The 15,496-nt window shown below is 62.4% G+C and carries 14 protein-coding genes; 9 read left to right on the top strand and 5 right to left on the bottom strand.

Annotation, left to right across the window (positions count from 1 at the left end):
* Positions 1–116 precede the first annotated feature (116 nt).
* Genes LAN37_05195 through LAN37_05155 form a run of 9 tightly spaced genes read left to right on the top strand, consistent with a single transcriptional unit; the run spans position 117 to position 6,318 of the window.
* Positions 117–1,019 (top strand): COX15/CtaA family protein, encoded by a 903-nt coding sequence (locus tag LAN37_05195; protein MBZ5646603.1) that lies wholly within the window; start codon positions 117–119, stop codon positions 1,017–1,019.
* On the top strand, positions 1,016–1,948 hold the full coding sequence (gene cyoE, locus LAN37_05190) for a heme o synthase (protein ID MBZ5646602.1): 933 nt from the start codon (positions 1,016–1,018) through the stop codon (positions 1,946–1,948). Before LAN37_05195 ends, cyoE begins: the two co-directional genes overlap by 4 nt.
* Before the next feature lie 38 nt (positions 1,949–1,986).
* Positions 1,987–2,934 carry an ATP-binding cassette domain-containing protein gene (locus tag LAN37_05185; GenBank protein MBZ5646601.1) on the top strand — a complete coding sequence of 316 codons (948 nt, stop codon included), beginning with the start codon at positions 1,987–1,989 and terminating at the stop codon, positions 2,932–2,934.
* A 30-nt stretch (positions 2,935–2,964) separates the two neighbouring features.
* Positions 2,965–3,174 carry a hypothetical protein gene (locus LAN37_05180; GenBank protein MBZ5646600.1) on the top strand — a complete coding sequence of 70 codons (210 nt, stop codon included), beginning with the start codon at positions 2,965–2,967 and terminating at the stop codon, positions 3,172–3,174.
* Entirely contained in the window at positions 3,164–4,009 is an 846-nt protein-coding gene (locus LAN37_05175) for an ABC transporter permease (protein MBZ5646599.1), read from the top strand. Before LAN37_05180 ends, LAN37_05175 begins: the two co-directional genes overlap by 11 nt.
* Positions 4,009–4,431 carry a DUF420 domain-containing protein gene (locus LAN37_05170; protein ID MBZ5646598.1) on the top strand — a complete coding sequence of 141 codons (423 nt, stop codon included), beginning with the start codon at positions 4,009–4,011 and terminating at the stop codon, positions 4,429–4,431. The genes LAN37_05175 and LAN37_05170 overlap by 1 nt, the downstream gene beginning before the upstream one ends.
* A 3-nt stretch (positions 4,432–4,434) precedes the next feature.
* A complete protein-coding gene (locus LAN37_05165; GenBank protein ID MBZ5646597.1) occupies positions 4,435–4,701 on the top strand; it encodes a hypothetical protein in 267 nt (88 codons plus the stop codon).
* A 49-nt stretch (positions 4,702–4,750) separates the two neighbouring features.
* Positions 4,751–5,614 (top strand): hypothetical protein, encoded by an 864-nt coding sequence (locus LAN37_05160; GenBank protein ID MBZ5646596.1) that lies wholly within the window; start codon positions 4,751–4,753, stop codon positions 5,612–5,614.
* 17 nt (positions 5,615–5,631) lie between these two features.
* Positions 5,632–6,318: a hemerythrin domain-containing protein gene (locus LAN37_05155; GenBank protein ID MBZ5646595.1), complete on the top strand. Its 687-nt coding sequence runs from the start codon at positions 5,632–5,634 to the stop codon at positions 6,316–6,318.
* On the opposite strand, the gene LAN37_05150 is transcribed toward LAN37_05155, so the two are convergent.
* The 5 genes from LAN37_05150 to LAN37_05130 all read right to left on the bottom strand — a co-directional run bounded on the left by LAN37_05150 (position 6,305) and on the right by LAN37_05130 (position 15,453).
* Positions 6,305–7,495 carry a PAS domain-containing sensor histidine kinase gene (locus tag LAN37_05150; GenBank protein MBZ5646594.1) on the bottom strand — a complete coding sequence of 397 codons (1,191 nt, stop codon included), beginning with the start codon at positions 7,493–7,495 and terminating at the stop codon, positions 6,305–6,307. The two genes, LAN37_05155 and LAN37_05150, sit on opposite strands and share 14 nt — an antisense overlap.
* A 304-nt stretch (positions 7,496–7,799) precedes the next feature.
* Complete coding sequence (locus LAN37_05145; protein ID MBZ5646593.1) at positions 7,800–10,475, bottom strand: serine/threonine-protein kinase; 2,676 nt, start codon at positions 10,473–10,475, stop codon at positions 7,800–7,802.
* A 235-nt stretch (positions 10,476–10,710) separates the two neighbouring features.
* Entirely contained in the window at positions 10,711–11,091 is a 381-nt protein-coding gene (locus LAN37_05140; GenBank protein ID MBZ5646592.1) for a 4Fe-4S dicluster domain-containing protein, read from the bottom strand.
* Positions 11,092–11,143: 52 nt separating this feature from the next.
* Complete coding sequence (locus tag LAN37_05135) at positions 11,144–11,458, bottom strand: hypothetical protein (protein MBZ5646591.1); 315 nt, start codon at positions 11,456–11,458, stop codon at positions 11,144–11,146.
* Positions 11,459–11,868: 410 nt separating this feature from the next.
* The gene (locus LAN37_05130; protein MBZ5646590.1) at positions 11,869–15,453 is read right to left on the bottom strand and encodes an acyl-CoA dehydratase activase-related protein; all 3,585 of its coding nucleotides are present in this window, start codon (positions 15,451–15,453) and stop codon (positions 11,869–11,871) included.
* Positions 15,454–15,496: the final 43 nt, after the last annotated feature.

Below are 15,496 nucleotides of genomic sequence, written 5' to 3'. Positions count from 1 at the left end.
AAATTCCATCGTCCGCCGGCATGGCGGAATCGATTCTCCCGTAGAAGCTTCACAGGAGCAGGGGTCTGCAAATCACCGAGGTCCAATACAACCGGCGGCTGCACAGGTTCACGTGCGTGCTCGCCGGCTGCACCTTCCTGCTGCTGATCGTGGGGGCGCTGGTCACCAGCAACGAGGCCGGGCTGGCGGTGCCGGATTGGCCGACCTCGTTCGGCAACTGGCCGGTCACCTATTCCTACTTCCAAGTGCCCATGGCGGGCGGGATCATGTACGAACACGGGCACCGCATCGTGGCCCAGGTGATCGGAGTGCTCACCATCATTCTAGCCATCTGGACGTACCGGTCGGAGCAGCGCCTGTGGATGCGCCAACTGGGCTGGGCGGCGCTGGGCACGGTGCTGGGGCAAGGGATCGTGGGCGGGCTGACGGTGATGCTCTACCTGCCCTGGGCGATCTCGACAGCGCACGCGGCGCTGGCGCAAACGTTCTTCTGCATCACGGTGGCGATGGCGCTGTTCACCAGCCGCGGATGGATCGAGAGTGAACCCTTGCACCTGGCGGAAGCGAAGCATCCGAGGCTGCACACGCTCACGCTGTTATCGGTGGGGGCGGTCTTCGTGCAGCTCATCCTGGGAGCGGGGTTCCGGCACAACGGGATGAAGCTGGTGCCCCACCTGTTCGGAGCGGTGGTGGTGACCACTCTGCTGGTGTGGACGGTGATGCGGGTGCTGTCGGAATTCTCCCACTACAAACAACTGGGCCGTCCGGCGATGGCGCTGCTGTGGCTGCTGATCCTGCAACTGTCGCTGGGTTTCATCGGCTGGATGACGCGGATGACGTATGCATCAGCGCCGCAGCCGATGCTGCCGGCGGTGCTGGCGACGGTGGCGCACGTGGTGAACGGCGCTCTGGTGCTAGCGATTTGCGTGGTGCTGGCCATCCAGACGCAGCGGCACGTGGCGATGCGTCCGCTGGTGGTGCTGGCGCACGCGCCGGCGGCCAAGGCGGCAGGCGCATGAGCAGCATCACCTATCCCACTCCGGTGGCACGCAACGGCGTACTGTCGCTGGCGCAGGACTATGCCGAACTGTTCAAGGCGCGCGTGACCTCGCTGATCGTGATGACGGCGTGGTGCGGGTTCTACTTCGGCGCACTGCGGTCGGGGGCCAGTTCCCTGTCGTGGGGGCTGTTGCACGCCCTGCTGGGCATCGGGCTGGTGGCCGGCGGGACAGCGGGATTGAACGAGGTCATCGAGCACGAGGATGATGCGCTGATGCGACGGACGGAGCGGCGTCCGCTGCCCGCCAAGCGCATGGGGATGCGGCACGCCACCATCGTGACCATCCTGGCGACGTGCATCGGGGTGGTGTACCTGGCGCTGGCGTGCAACCTGCTGACCGGCCTGCTGGCACTGGCGACGTCGGCGGCGTATTTGGGGCTGTACACCCCGCTGAAAAAGATCTCGCCGCTGTGCACCTTCGTGGGAGCGTTTCCCGGGGCGATGCCGGGAGTGCTGGGCTGGACGGCGGCGCGCGGCCGGCTGGAATGGGAAGCGCTGGTGTTGTTCGCAATCGTATTCTTCTGGCAGTTCCCCCACTTCCATTCCATCGCCTGGCTGTACCGCGAGGACTATGAGCGGGCGCAGATCCGCATGCTCCCGGTGGTGCACGCCGACGGGCGCTCGACGGTGCGGGCCATCGTTCTATACTCGTTGGGTCTGATCCCGGTCAGCATGGCGCCGACGTTCCTGCACATGGCGGGCCGGATATACTTCATCGCGGCGTTGCTGCTGGGCATCGGATTCCTGTGGATGGGTTTGCGGCTGGGCCGCATGCGGCTGGCTGCGACGGCGCCGCGGTCGAAAGCCCCGGCGCGGCATGTGCTGATCGCCAGCGTCGTCTACCTGCCGATCCTGTTCGCCGTGATGATGCTGAATCCGGCGATGTAGACAGCCGAGGGCGGCTGTCCCACACGAGTTTCCTCTCCATGGACAATGCCGTGATCCAAGTCGCGTCGCTGGGGCACCGGTACGACGACCGCGTGGCGCTGGACGATGTGTCGTTCGAAGTGCGGGAGGCGGAGATCTTCGGCCTGCTGGGACCGAATGGAAGCGGGAAGACCACGCTGTTCCGCATCCTGTCCACGCTGATGCTGCCCAGCGCGGGACGGGCGACGATCATGGGATTCGATACGGCGCGCGACCCGAACCAGGTGCGGCGGCAGATCGGGGTGGTGTTCCAGGCGGAGAGCGTGGACGTCAAGCTGACTGCCGCGGAGAATCTGTGGCACCAGGGGCATCTGTACGGGATGCGAGGGGCGCCGCTGAAGCAGCGCATCCTGGAGATGCTGGGCCGGGTGGCGCTGGGCGACCGCGCCGACGACAAGGTCGAGACCTTTTCCGGCGGGATGCAACGGCGGGTGGAGCTGGCCAAGGGGCTGCTGCACCATCCGTCGGTGTTACTGCTGGATGAGCCGACCACGGGACTGGATCCGGGGGCGCGGCGGGACCTGTGGCTGTACCTGAGCAAGCTGAGAGATGAGGAGCAAATCACCATCATCGTGACCACGCACCTGATGGAAGAGGCTGAGCACTGCGACCGTCTGGCGATCCTCAGCCACGGAAAGCTGGTCGCGCTGGGCACGCCGGCGGAGCTCAAGCATGAGATCGGCGGAGACGTGATCCTGCTGGAAACGGCGGGAGATGCGGAAGCGCTGGCGGGAAAGATCGGGCAAAGATTCGGAGTGAAGCCCGCGGTCATGGACGGCAAGGTGCGGCTGGAGATCGAGCAGGGACACAGGTTCGTCACCGACGTGGTGGAGGCGTTTCCGGGGGAGATCCAGTCGGTGTCGGTGAGCAAGCCGACGCTGGAGGATGTGTTCATCGACCGGACAGGACACAGGTTCTGGAACGAAGGAAATGGCGATAGAAAGTAAAATATAAGCAGAGGGACGGATCGCGTGGGGATGCTGGTGATCAGTGTCGTGCTGGGATTGCTGCCGCTGGCGGGGATCGGGTGGATCGGGGCCAGCGGGTGGCTGGAGACGGTGGACGGGCTGTTCATGAGCCTGATCCTGACGGCGATGGCGGGCGTGTTCCTGCTGAATGCCGGCTTGCAGGCGAAAGCGATGGGGTTGATCCCCGGTTCGGACAAGAAAGCGGCGAATGGCGCATAGCACCACCATTGCGGCGGAGGAAACGGCCCAGAGACGCGCGGTGACGCGCCAGGGGAGCAGCGGAATCCTGCTGCCGGCGGCTTCGCTGTGGTGGCGGGAGATCGTGCGCTTCTACCGGCAGAGGAGCCGGGTGATCGGGGTGATCCTGTCTCCGCTGCTGTTCTGGCTGGTGATCGGATCGGGCTTCGGGACGTCGTTCCGCGCAAAGGACGGAAGCGGGCACTACCTGGAATACTTCTTCCCCGGCGCGCTGACCATGATCGTGCTGTTCACCTCGATCTTCGCCATGATGTCGGTGATCGAGGACCGCAAGGAAGGGTTCCTGCTGTCGGTGCTGGTGGCGCCCATCAGCCGGACGGTGATCGTGCTGGGCAAGGTGCTGGGCGGAACGACGCTGGCGGCGGCACAAGGGCTCATTTTCCTGGTGTTCGCGCCGTTCATCGGCGTGCATTTCGGCCTGGAGCAATTCGGGCTGGTGGCGCTGATCGTCGTCCTGGTTTCGTTCTCCCTGACCGCGCTGGGATTCGCCATCGCCTGGAAGATGGACTCGACCCAGGGGTTCCACGCCATCGTGAACCTGCTGCTGATCCCGCTGTGGCTGCTGTCGGGGGCACTGTTCCCGCTGAGTGGAGCGTCGGGGTGGATCCGGTGGATCATGCGCGCCAACCCTCTCACCTACGGCAATGAAGGGCTGCGGGCAGTGCTGTTCCCGGGCAGCGCAGCCGCGGAATTCCCGGTGAGCACGTGCGTGTCGGTGCTGGCGGGATTTTCCGTCGTGGTCTTCCTGGCCGCGTTCCTGATCGCCAACCGGCGGAGCACGAAACCTGCCGCCTGATGCCAGACTACGCGATCTTCCCGGTCATCAACGCCAGCCTGAATGCCACCAGTGCGCTGTTGATCACGACGGGAATCGGATTGATCCGCGCCGGGCGGCGAACTGCACACCGTGGAGTGATGATCGCGGCGGTGGTCTCGTCTTCCCTCTTCCTGGCTTCATATCTTTACTATCACGCGCACGTCGGGTCGGTGCGGTTCACCGGGCAGGGGTGGATCCGGCCGGTCTATTTCGCGATCCTGCTGACGCACACGGTACTGGCCGCGGTGGTCGTGCCGCTGGTGATCGTCACCCTGGTCCGCGCGCTGCGGGAGAGGTTCGACCGGCACAAGGCGATCGCGAAGTGGACGTATCCAATATGGCTGTACGTGTCGGTGACGGGAGTGGTGATCTACATAATGCTATATCGGCTCTATGCGTGATCTATGGCAAGCGTGCGATTAAGAATCGATATTGGCGGTACCGTTGGCGATGAAGCGTGGCGCCGAATCGAGCATTTCGGCGAGATCCAGAGCGCCACGTTCGGGGCGGAGTATGGGTCGAGCGGCGAGTGCAAGCACGCGCCCGGGGCTCCGCATGCCATGGGAGAATGGCGCGGAGCGGTGATCAAGCTGCAGACGCCATTGCTGGCGCAGTATGCGGTATCACATTACCTGGAGCAGCCGGGAGTGTTGGATGCAGATGTTGAATGACGGAGATGATCGATTTGTGATTTGTGAATTGTGATTTGTGAAGTCGACGATGAGCGAACAACTGCAGACCGAAAACGCCCCACTGGCCGACTCGATTACGCCGAAGCGCGGGCACATGTCCACGCGGACAAAGATCCTGTTCTGGCTGACGGCGTGGGGGATCGTGCTGATGCCCTTCCTGTTCTGGCAGAGCACGTGGTTCGGGCGTCCGCTGACAGACAACGAGCTTTCCCAATACCTGGCCGATACCAGCAAGCCGCGGCACATCCAGCACGCGCTGGTGCAGGTGGGAGAGCGCATGGGGCGGGGCGACCGGTCGGCGCAGCAGTGGTACCCGGCGCTGGTAAAGCTGGCGAGTTCTCCGGTGGAAGAGATCCGCAACACCGACGCCTGGGTAATGGGACAGGACGCTACGCGCCCCGAGTTCCACCAGGCACTGCTGGGAATGCTGAACGACGCCTCGAGCACGGTGCGGGGGAACGCGGCGCTATCGCTGGTGCGCTTCGGCGACGCCAGCGGGCGGCTGCAGATCCTGGCGCTGCTCCAGCCGGTAACGGTAAGAGCGCCGCACGCCGGCACGCTCTCCGATGCCGCCAAGCCGGGGCAGACAGTGCGGGAGGGCGGGCTGGTGGCGCGCATCGGAAACGACGACGTCCGCGCTCCCTCCACCGGACGCGTGGTCTCCGTCAGCTCAAGGGCGGGGACGCCGATGGAGAATGGGGCGGAGATCGCGGTGCTGGCGCCACCGGTCGAGCAGGTGTGGGAGGCGCTGCGGGCGTTGTACCTTGTGGGACAGCCAGAAGACCTGCCGGTGGTCCGCCCTTACAAGAGCGCGTCGCCCGACGTGCCGCAACATATCCAGCAACAGGCCGCAGAGACAGAACGCGCGATCCTGGAACGGACCCGCAAATAACCCGACGTGGAGGATTCATGCAAGACACTCGTGACCGCCGCCGTTTTCTGACTCAAACTGGACTTTTGGTGAGCAGCCTCGCAATCTCACCATCGCTCGCGCTGCACGCCCAGCAAAAAGACGAAGAAGAGGATGTCTCGCCGGTTGAGGACCTCATGCGCGAGCACGGGCTGCTCAACCGCGTGCTGATGGTGTACGAGGCATGCGGACGGCGAATCGCCGCGAGGAGCGGCTTCGACCCTGCTGTCTTGAACCAAGCGGCCGAGATCATCAAGAGCTTTATCGAGAGCTACCACGAGAAGCTGGAAGAGGACCACCTGTTCCCGCGCTTCGAGAGGGCCGGCAAGCTCACCGATCTGGTAGCCACTCTCCGCAAGCAACACGAGGCCGGACGCACCGTGACCGCGCGCATCCTGCAAGCCACCAGCGGTACGGGAGCCAGGCGCCGCGGGGCCCAGGTCATCCGCGACATCAACCTCTTTGTTCGCATGTATCGGCCGCACGAGGCGCGCGAAGACACCGTGCTTTTCCCTGCCTTGCACTCCATCGTTTCAAGAAACGAATACGACGCGATGGGCGAGGACTTCGAGAAAAAAGAACACGAGCTCTTCGGCAAGGAAGGCTTTGAAGGCATGGTGGACAAGGTCGGAGAGCTAGAGAAAAAGCTCGGGATCTTCGACCTGGCGAAGTTCACGCCCGCTTAAGCTCTTGCTGATGCACCGCCAGAGTCACGGGATAGGACGCGTAGAATGTCGTGCCGCCGGCTTCGGTCGAAGTGAAATCCAGCTTCCCGCCGAGGTACTTCTCGGTCAGGAACTTCATGCTGTAAGTGCCGAGGCCGCGGCCCGCTCCCTTGGTCGAAAAAGAACGGCTGAAGATCTGGAGACGGACGTTCTCGGGCATGTAGGTCCGGTTGTGGACCCAGAGGACGATCCGGTCCGCGTCGAGGCGACAGCCAAGGGTGGCGGTCTCTCCCGGCGTAGTAGCCTCGAGGGCGTTCTTGACCATGTTGCGGAGGACGCGGCTCAAGAGGCGCTTGTCACTCTGGAAGAGGATGTCGACGCTGTCGTCAGCAACCCTCAGCCGGCGGCCTTCCATGACCTGCTGACGCCGATACACAGCGGAAACTTCATCCAACAGCTCCAGCGAGCGCACGGGGGCGATGCGAAGCTGGAGGTCGCCGTTCTCGGCAGCGACGAGCTGGCGCTGCGCGTCAAGCTGGTCCAGGAGCTGATCGGCGAGAGCACGGATGTGGCGCACGTGCTCCTGTTGTCCGGCATTTTTCTGTGACTGAGGACCCAGACCCTGCGTGCTCAGCAGCAAAGACATCGCCTGGAGAGTCATGGCCGTGTTGGTCACGTCATGCAGGAAGATGCGCTCCAGGAACTCCCGTCGTTTCTCGTCCCCGATGTCAGCGGCCACGAAAAAAGTGAACTTCTCGCCTTCGAACTCCATAGGGCTGGCCCAGATCCTGAGGTCCAAAGCCGAGCCGCTCTGTTCGCCGGCGATGGTGAGGCGGCACTCCTCGACCGCGGAGCGGCCGGCCTGGCTCTGGAGGACAGCCTTGACGGCCCCGCAGCAGCTGCAAAAGCGGGTGGTGCCGCAGCCGGCCTCGGACTCATGGCCATGCTTGCAGCCGAAAAGCTCACCGGGCCGCAGGCCCACGACGAGGGAGCGATCGGGGCGATGCGCGGCCTGCAACGCGGCCTTGTTGGCGTAGACGATCTGCCGTTCGGAGTTCAGGATCAGGACCATGTCGGGGACATAATCCATCAGCTCGATAAAGACACGGGAGCCGGCGAAGTAGGCAGATTGGCGGGCCAGCACGTCGGGGTCAGCACGCGCCGCGGGGGCAAACTCGGTGGCGGCAAAGGCAACCATATCCCATCCCCCAGGGAGCTCCAGACGGCTGCCATCCTGCCACCGGATGGCGGGGCGCTCGGTGACTGATATCACCGATGGCAGTGACGTGCAGGAGAGTCGCCTAGGGTAGCTGCATTCGTTCAGGAGGAGAGCAGGAGGAGCATCAGGGCCTGTAACAAAACTCTACATGTGGATGCTTACCTCGTGGGTTCTTAAGCTGCAAGTGCGGGCGCATGCCTGATCACTCCCAGCCTCCTTCAATCGGCATCCAATGACGTCCGGGTCGCGCTGGACTCTTAGCACTCCAGCCGATGAAAGGTCATCAGCGTTGCAATAAATTCATGATTACAACTACATCGGCATCCATGCGTGCCACTGCGGCGTAAATGTGCTTCGAATCTGAGGACCATGAAACCCGCCGGGCGATTTCGGTAGCGGTCTTGCCGAAATCAGTCACTTGCCGCAAGGGGCCGCCACTCGTGGACAGGAGATAGATGTTGGTGGTGACACCGTCCGCCAACATAAGGGCCAGCCATTTGCCGTCCGGCGAAACCACGGGTTGAACCAAGTAGGAGAGCGGCAGCCGCGGAGCCGGGATCCGGGCAAGGAGTTGCGAAGGTGCGCCCTCCGGTCGAGCAAGATGAATCTCCACTTCTTGGCCACCCGCCCGACTGCTCATCCGGAGGAAGTACAGGGTTTTGCCGTCGGGAGCTGGCGCCGAACCTATAAACGAGCTGTCGGTACGCACCTGCACCGGCTCCCCACCGTCTACCGGGACTTTGGTGATCCTGTACGGCTCACCTTCGCGCCCCTGGGGTGAAATGTACAGCCACTTTCCGTCATGCGACCATGCGGCCCAGCCGCCCTCGGCGACCAGTCGGCGCAGGTTCGAACCGTCCGGATCCACCACCCACTGGTCGCCGACCTTCGTGCCGGGCCTCCGCGTGAAAAACGTGATATGACGTCCGTCGGGCGACCACACCGGCACTCCCACTGCGACTCGGGGATCCTGTTCGAAGGTGATTTGCCGGACTTCTCCCGAGCCATCGAGCTTCATGACCCACAAGTTGCTATGCCCACCTGACTCTGACAGGTACACCATTTCGCCACCATCGGGACTAAGCGAAGGCGTCTGCACTTGTCCCGTCTGATTTGTCACCTGGATGGCCCGCCGCACGTTATCGGCAGGAGATCCGTTGATGGAGAATTCCCACACGTTGACATCGCGCCGCAGGTCGGCAACGAACACCCGCCCGTTGCTGTCCACGTCCGGATCAAGAAAACTGGTATCGCCGAACGTCAACTGCCGCACCGGGCTGCCGTCCAGCTTGGCTACGAACAGGTCCATATTCGGCAAATAAAGTGCGGTGGTATTCCGCGATGAGCTGCACAGGATGCCAGAGCCGTCCGGCAGCCACGAGTATCCCGCCATGAACTTGAGATCGTGGGTGATCTGGCGTGGTTCGCCTCCCGAAGTGGCAATGGTAAAGACGTCGTAGTTGAATACGCGTCCGCGCCTGAAGGCGATCAGCCGATCGTCAGGAGACCACCGCGGAAAACCGTAGTCATAGCCCTGAGCCAGCGCGGCCAGCGCGCGCGGGTTGCTCCCGTTCCGATCCGCGACCACCAGTTCCGGCTTATCGCTCTCTCGGCGGAAGTAAGCGATCCGCTTTCCGTCATGGCTGATGTCTCCGCCGGTGAAGCTGGTGGCCAGGCGCCGGGGGCTTCCGCCGAGCGCAGGGATGTCGTAGATCGCACCACCCTGCGGCTCCGGCTCCTCCGAAGGAGAGAAGTAGATGACCGAGCCCGAGTCTGGCGACCAGCGAGGATAAAAGTGGGGCACATCGTCCCGCGTTATCTTCAGCGGCGCGCCGCCGGCCAGCAACCGGACCCAGATATGCGGCGTGCCGGCGCCCCCCGAGAATGCCACGGCCTTGCCATCGGGGGAAACCGCCGGTGACTGTTCCATGCCGACGAAATCCGTCAGCCGTTGCAGCAGCACGGGCGCGGCCGTTTGGCGAACCGGCACAGGGCGCGGCCGCAGCCAGAGATAACTCAATAGTCCCGCAGCCGTCAGCAATATCAGTATGACGGCAGCGGGCCACCGCCGCTTGAACGCACCAGGGACGATCGCCGCGACAGCGGACGACATGTTGGTGATCCCCTCCAGCGCGAAGATCACATCCCGCACGGTCTGGAATCTTTGGTCCGGGTCTTTTTCGAGGGCATGCAAAATGATGCGGTCCAGCGCAGTGGGAATGCGGTGATCGCTCTCAGACGGAAGGGGCGGATCGACGGTGAGCACGTTCGCGATCGTGTCTGCTGCCGTCTTTGCTTGGAAAGCACGACACCCAGTAACCATCTCATAGAGGATCGCTCCAAAACTGAAGATGTCGGTGCGGTGGTCAGTGGGCAAACCGCGCGCCTGCTCGGGCGACAGATAGCCCACCGTGCCCAGCATGACGCCGGCCTCTGTGTTGAGCGTAAGGGTTGTGCCCTCTTTGGCCGCATTTTCGCTGCGGACCAGCTTGGCCAATCCGAAATCCAGGATCTTTGTATGCCCGTCCCGAGTGATGAAGATGTTCTCTGGCTTCAGGTCGCGATGAATGATTCCGCGCTCGTGAGCCGCGGCAAGTCCGCGCGCAATCTGGATGGCGAGCTCAATGGCCCGCCGGAGCGGCAGGCGCTCTCGCGTGATCCGCTGCCGCAAGGTCTCACCCTCCAGCAACTCTGACACGATGTAAGGAATGCCATCCTGCTGGCCGACATCGTAGACAGCGAGGATATTGGGATGATTGAGCTGGCTGGTGGCTTGCGCCTCCTGCTGGAAGCGACGAAGTCGGTCGGCATCCGTCGCGCGGGATGACGTCAGCACCTTAAGGGCCACGTAGCGCCGCAGCCGCGGGTCGTGCGCACGATAGACCTCGCCCATTCCGCCAGCACCAAGGAGCGAAATAAGCTCGTAGGGACCAAACCGGGATCCTGCGGCTATCGCCATCCCCAGCTCCAGTCGCGCGGATTATACCGAGATGTTGTGCGGCGTCGGAAGTGCTTTGCTCCATCCAGAATGGCTGCGGGACGCTATTTGCGGAACAAGTCCTTCATCCACAACCGCTTGCGCGAGTAGGCCTACTGTTCACCGATGCTCCGGCGCTTTTAGCAATGTCGTTCCGGGTGACGGACAAACCGGACATTGGGCTGGTGATGACCTGTGAGAGTCTTGTTACAGGCTCTTAGTACTTCATGGGGCCGACTTCTTTTTCGACCTCCGTGGTATCGACCATGACGATGGCATCCCAGGGGCAGCCGTCGAGGAAAGCGCCGTCCGGGCCCTTGCTGGTGCACTTCTTGCAGCCGATGCAGAGTAGCGGGTCCACCTGGATGCGCCCGAAGGGGGGATGGTCCTCGTCGGGAACCCAGAACATGCAGTCTTCGACCGGGCAGTACTCGACGCAGGCGGGGGAGCCGGCGCAGCCGGTGCAGCATTCCGTGATCACCGCCAGCTCCTTGGGCTTCTTCTTGCGCGCGGTGAGCGTGCCCTTGGAGCGGGGTTCGAACTTCTGTTCGTCAGGAACCAGACCGGGAGCTTTCTGGATTGCCGCGGATTCGGCCATGAAAACCTCAGTGGTCAGTACTCAGTACTCGGTACTCAGTCAACCGAGCTGACTAGCTAACCTTCTTGTCGCCTATCGGAATGTGACTTCCTAAAGCTGCCTCGATATCGTTGGGGGTGAGCTTTTCGCCGTCGTTCATGCGGCGGAGGAGGCCGTCGATGATGTCCTTGGCCTCGTCCTTCTTGTAATTCTTTATGAAGCCGTCGTAGAAATGCGCGCCCGACAGGGCGCGATTGATCTCGTATTCCTTGTTCTGGTCGTTGAGTTCGGTGAAATAGACCACGCGATACTTACCGGTATAAGTCTCCTCGCGGTAGATCTCAAACATGATCTTGTCGGCTTCCATCAGCATGAAGACAAACCCCACATCAAGAAAGGCAGCTTTATTCTAGCAGAGAGGTAAAGGCGATCCGGGGCGGATATGGGGCGCAGAAGGGCTGGAGCCGAGGGGAGGGAGGGCTCAGCCCTCGGCCTCGTCGTCCCAGAGAACGGCCAGGGTGCACCCCGCCAAGGGAATCCACAGGGCCAGCAGCACCGTCCAGTAATTCAGACTCGACACGATTGAGATATCCATTGTCCATACCCCGAAGAAGGAGGGCCCGTGCGCGGGCGTAACTTAAAGTAATGCTTTAAGTGCTGCCGGGTCCCCGATCCGATCGTTGACTATGGTACGGCCGCCAAACTCGGGCAGCAAGGTAACTACCGTAATCCCCGCCCGGCTCAGGGGACGCAGCCCCTCAGCAGATGGGCGGGGCCTCCGTCGGGATGCAAATATTGTTAATCGCCGCTCAAATGGGCCAGCTCGCCGGTCTCCGCGCCCTGTGGAGGCGGAGCGATGTTGACCAGAGCGTCGACCGCCGGGCGATCCACCCCCCGGAACTTGTCGGCGGTGGTCAGCTCGGCGCGGAGCTGTTCCTCGAACTTCTTGAGCTGCTCCTCGATGGACAGGTGCTTCTGCTTGTTGCGCACCATGTCCTCGCGGTAGCGCTTGAGGAAGTAGCCGATGGTCTCGACACGGATCTTGATGGAGCCGGTCGGCTTGTTCTCGTCGATGTCCTTGAAGCAGAAGTACGGCGTGCCCGAGTGCTCGACGATCTCCTCGATCACGGTGTAGATGGGAGCGTCATGACCACACTTGAAGCTGGAGAGCTCCAAGGCCACCAGGTTGGGATGGCGGGCGATGTACTTCGCCGCCCAAACCTTGCGCGTGGTGTTCTCCGAGTAGGAGTTCTTCCAGGCGTCGGAGACGTCGAGCGGGTGCTGGATGATGCCCGCTTTCACTTCGTCACCGAAAAGGCGCCAGATGATCTCGTCATCCAGCGGCAGAGAATCCTGCGAGAAGACCGGGTAGCCGAGCTTCTGGAACTCTTCCAGGATCTCGTGGTTTATGCCGGGATCGTTGTGGTACGGACGGCCCAGTAGCACGATGCCCAGGCGATTCTCGGCCTCGAGGCGCTTGAGGACCTCGCGGGCTGTGGCGCGCATGATGTCGTTGTCGAACTTGCGCATCGCCGCCAGGCCTTCCTTGCAGGCGCGGAAGTTCTCTTCCTCGCTCAGGCCGAGAACGTCTTTCCAATCGTCGTACATCTGGCGGGAAAGGACGACCTCATTATCCAGGCAGGTCAGCGTGTCTTTCCAGATCACGCCCTTCTCGGCGAAGAGGTTCCCCTCCTTGGTGAAGGCCGCCTTGACCGATGCCGGGGTCGCGGTGACCGTCGGGCATGCGCGGCTGGACTGCGTGTTCACCAGGAAGGTGGGCAGCGCGTCGATCATGGGGAAGAAGATGATGTCGAGCTGCTTCTTGGGGTGCACCGAGTAGAGCAGGTTGTGCACGTGGGGGATGCCCACCTTGGACGGGAAGCACGGATCGATGGCGCCGCGCTTCGCGCCTTCCTTGTAGAGCTGCTCGTTGGTGAACTCCGACCAGTGCAGGTTGTCGGCCTTCACGCCCAGCGACTCAAAGTAGGCGGTGAAGAAGGGCCCGCAACTGTACATGTTGAGGGCGCGCGGCATGCCGATCTTCAGTTCGGCGCGCTTCTTCATCAGTTCCACACGCTTCTTCTGCGCTGCCGTGAACTGCAGCTTGGGCAGCGGGTCGGCCACCATCGGGGGCTCGTAGCTCTTGAACGCCGACTTGGCCGCGATCTCGACCAGGTTCGGGTTCTCCTTCTTGATGGCGTCGATGTTGCCCTTGATGACGCGCATCTCTTCGACGTTCTCCACCGTGCCCTTCTCGCAGGTGGCGATGATCAGGCGTTGAGCGCCCTCGGCCAGCGGGACCTTGGTCTTGGCCGGGCCCTTGTAGCTCGGGTTCGGCACCGCGGTCTTCACGTCGATGAAGGTGCGCAGGCACTTGTTCTTGCAGAAGTAGCAGCGCGTGTCCTCGTTGCGCGTGGTGGTGAAAGTGATGGACGCGACGTTGTCGAGGCCGACAAACTCCGTGGTCTTGCCGTTCTCCCACAGGCGCACTGCCTCGAAGGCGCAGCCGATGGCGCCGGCTTCGCCGCAGTGCTGGTGCACGATGACCTCGGGCTGAACTTCCTTGCCCTTGAAGCGCGACTCGATGAAGTCCACCTGCGACTTCACCGCCGCGAGGTTGTGCTGCGTGCCCCCCTGGAGAACGAACTTGCTGCCGATCGCCGACAGGTTGGGGATCTGGGAAACGTACAGCCAGATGTTCTTGGGAAGCACGTTGCACAGGCCGGCCATGATCTCTTCCGGTTTCCAGCCCTGGCGCTGGAAATCCACGATGTCGGACTGCATGAACACCGCGCAGCCGTAGCCGAATTGTGGGAAGCCCTTGGCGTTGAAGGCAAGATCGGCAAATTCCTCGACTTTGAAGCCGAAGCCCTCGCAGGTGCCCTGGAGGAAGTATCCATTGCCGGCCGAGCACTGGGTGTTGAGCTTGAAGTCCTTAACCCGGCCGTCCTTCAGGATGATGATCTTGATGTCCTGTCCGCCCACGTCGCAGATCACGTCCGCGTCGGGATAGAAGTGAAGCGCGGCTTGGGTATGCGCGACCGTCTCGACCAGCGCCACGTCGGCGCCGACCGCGTCCTTCAGGATGTCCTTGGCGTAGCCGGTCGTGCCGACGCCCAAGATATTGAGCGTCGCGCCCTGATCGGTGACTTGCTTGGCGACCTTGGCGAGAACTTCCTGCGTGTCCTCGATGGGGTTGCCGCGGGAGAGCTGGTAGGTCTTGCAAAGGATGTTACGGTCCTTATCGACCAGCACAGCCTTGGTCGAGGTCGATCCGCCGTCGATGCCGATGAAGCCTTCCACCACCTGTCCGGGCTGGAAGGTAGTGGCGATGAACTTCTTCTTCGTGAACTTCGTCTTGAAGGCTGCGAGCTCGTCGGGGTCCTTCGCCAATGCCTGGGCGGTACCCTTCTTGGCTTTTTCGATATTGCGGCCTTCGGTGATGTACCACTCCAGCTTGGAGTAGCCCACGTACAAGCCGATGCCGGGATCTTCCTGCTTGCCGAACTCGACCGCGCCGATACAAGCGAAGTACTGCGCGTTATCCGGCGTCTTGATGAGGGTTTCGGGATCGACACCCTCGGGCAGCGGGTAATTGCGTTCTTCCCAGATCTTCGGGATGTTGTGCTTCCAGCAATCGCGCATGCCCTTGATGTAGCAATTGGGGCCGCCGAGTAGCAGTACGGTCGGACGCAGAGTGTTGCCGCGGGTCAGCACCGAAAGGTTCTGCTGGATGATGGATTCGAACAGCGAGGCCATCAGTTCGTCCGGCGGCACGCCCTGCTTCTGCAGGCCGTTGATGTCGGTCTCGGCGAAGACGCCGCACTTGCCCGCGACCGGGTGCAGCTTCAGGCCCTTGTATCCCATCCCGCAGAGCTGGTCGGAGGGAATACGAAGCTTGGCGTTGATCTTGTCGATCACGGCGCCGGTGCCGCCCGCGCACTTGTCGTTCATCGAGGGCAGCTTCTTCTTCTTGCCCGTCTCTGGATCTTCCTTGAAGATGATGATCTTCGCGTCCTGGCCGCCGAGTTCGATGACCGAGCCGCATTCCGGGTACAACTTCTCCACCGCGAGGGAGACGGCGTTGACTTCCTGCACGAACTTCGCGCCGATGTGCTTGGAGATGCCCGAGCCGCCCGAACCGGTGATGAACGCGCGGAAATTCTCCGGAGGCGTGTTGGGGAAGTCAGCCTCGATGGCCTTCAACATCTCCAGCGCCTTCTCCGGCTGTTTGGTGTCGTGGCGCTGGTAGTCCGCCCAGAGAATGTCGTCGGTGTTGCCGTCGATGACGACGACCTTCACCGTGGTCGAGCCCACGTCAACGCCCATCCAAAGCATCTCGTAACGCTTGTTGCGATCCGCTTTTTCGGTCAGTCCCGGCATTCAGTCTCCAGTCGATCTCGGTTGTCGGTTCTCAGTCGTCAGA

The organism is Terriglobia bacterium, from assembly GCA_020073495.1.
In the GTDB taxonomy this organism is placed as follows: domain Bacteria; phylum Acidobacteriota; class Terriglobia; order Terriglobales; family Acidobacteriaceae; genus JAIQFD01.
The sequence above is the reverse complement of the archived record's forward strand: the minus strand, read 5'-3'. Positions and strand labels throughout refer to the sequence as shown.

Excerpts from the sequence above, each read along its gene's own strand:
- cyoE (MBZ5646602.1), top strand. The coding sequence starts at position 1,016 with ATGAGCAGCATCACCTATCCCACTCCGGTGGCACGCAACGGCGTACTG.
- LAN37_05185 (MBZ5646601.1), top strand. The coding sequence starts at position 1,987 with ATGGACAATGCCGTGATCCAAGTCGCGTCGCTGGGGCACCGGTACGAC.
- LAN37_05130 (MBZ5646590.1), bottom strand. The coding sequence starts at position 15,453 with ATGCCGGGACTGACCGAAAAAGCGGATCGCAACAAGCGTTACGAGATG.
- LAN37_05145 (MBZ5646593.1), bottom strand. The coding sequence starts at position 10,475 with ATGGCGATAGCCGCAGGATCCCGGTTTGGTCCCTACGAGCTTATTTCG.
- LAN37_05180 (MBZ5646600.1), top strand. The coding sequence starts at position 2,965 with ATGCTGGTGATCAGTGTCGTGCTGGGATTGCTGCCGCTGGCGGGGATC.
- LAN37_05175 (MBZ5646599.1), top strand. The coding sequence starts at position 3,164 with ATGGCGCATAGCACCACCATTGCGGCGGAGGAAACGGCCCAGAGACGC.
- LAN37_05165 (MBZ5646597.1), top strand. The coding sequence starts at position 4,435 with ATGGCAAGCGTGCGATTAAGAATCGATATTGGCGGTACCGTTGGCGAT.
- LAN37_05170 (MBZ5646598.1), top strand. The coding sequence starts at position 4,009 with ATGCCAGACTACGCGATCTTCCCGGTCATCAACGCCAGCCTGAATGCC.
- LAN37_05160 (MBZ5646596.1), top strand. The coding sequence starts at position 4,751 with ATGAGCGAACAACTGCAGACCGAAAACGCCCCACTGGCCGACTCGATT.
- LAN37_05150 (MBZ5646594.1), bottom strand. The coding sequence starts at position 7,495 with ATGGTTGCCTTTGCCGCCACCGAGTTTGCCCCCGCGGCGCGTGCTGAC.
- LAN37_05155 (MBZ5646595.1), top strand. The coding sequence starts at position 5,632 with ATGCAAGACACTCGTGACCGCCGCCGTTTTCTGACTCAAACTGGACTT.
- LAN37_05140 (MBZ5646592.1), bottom strand. The coding sequence starts at position 11,091 with ATGGCCGAATCCGCGGCAATCCAGAAAGCTCCCGGTCTGGTTCCTGAC.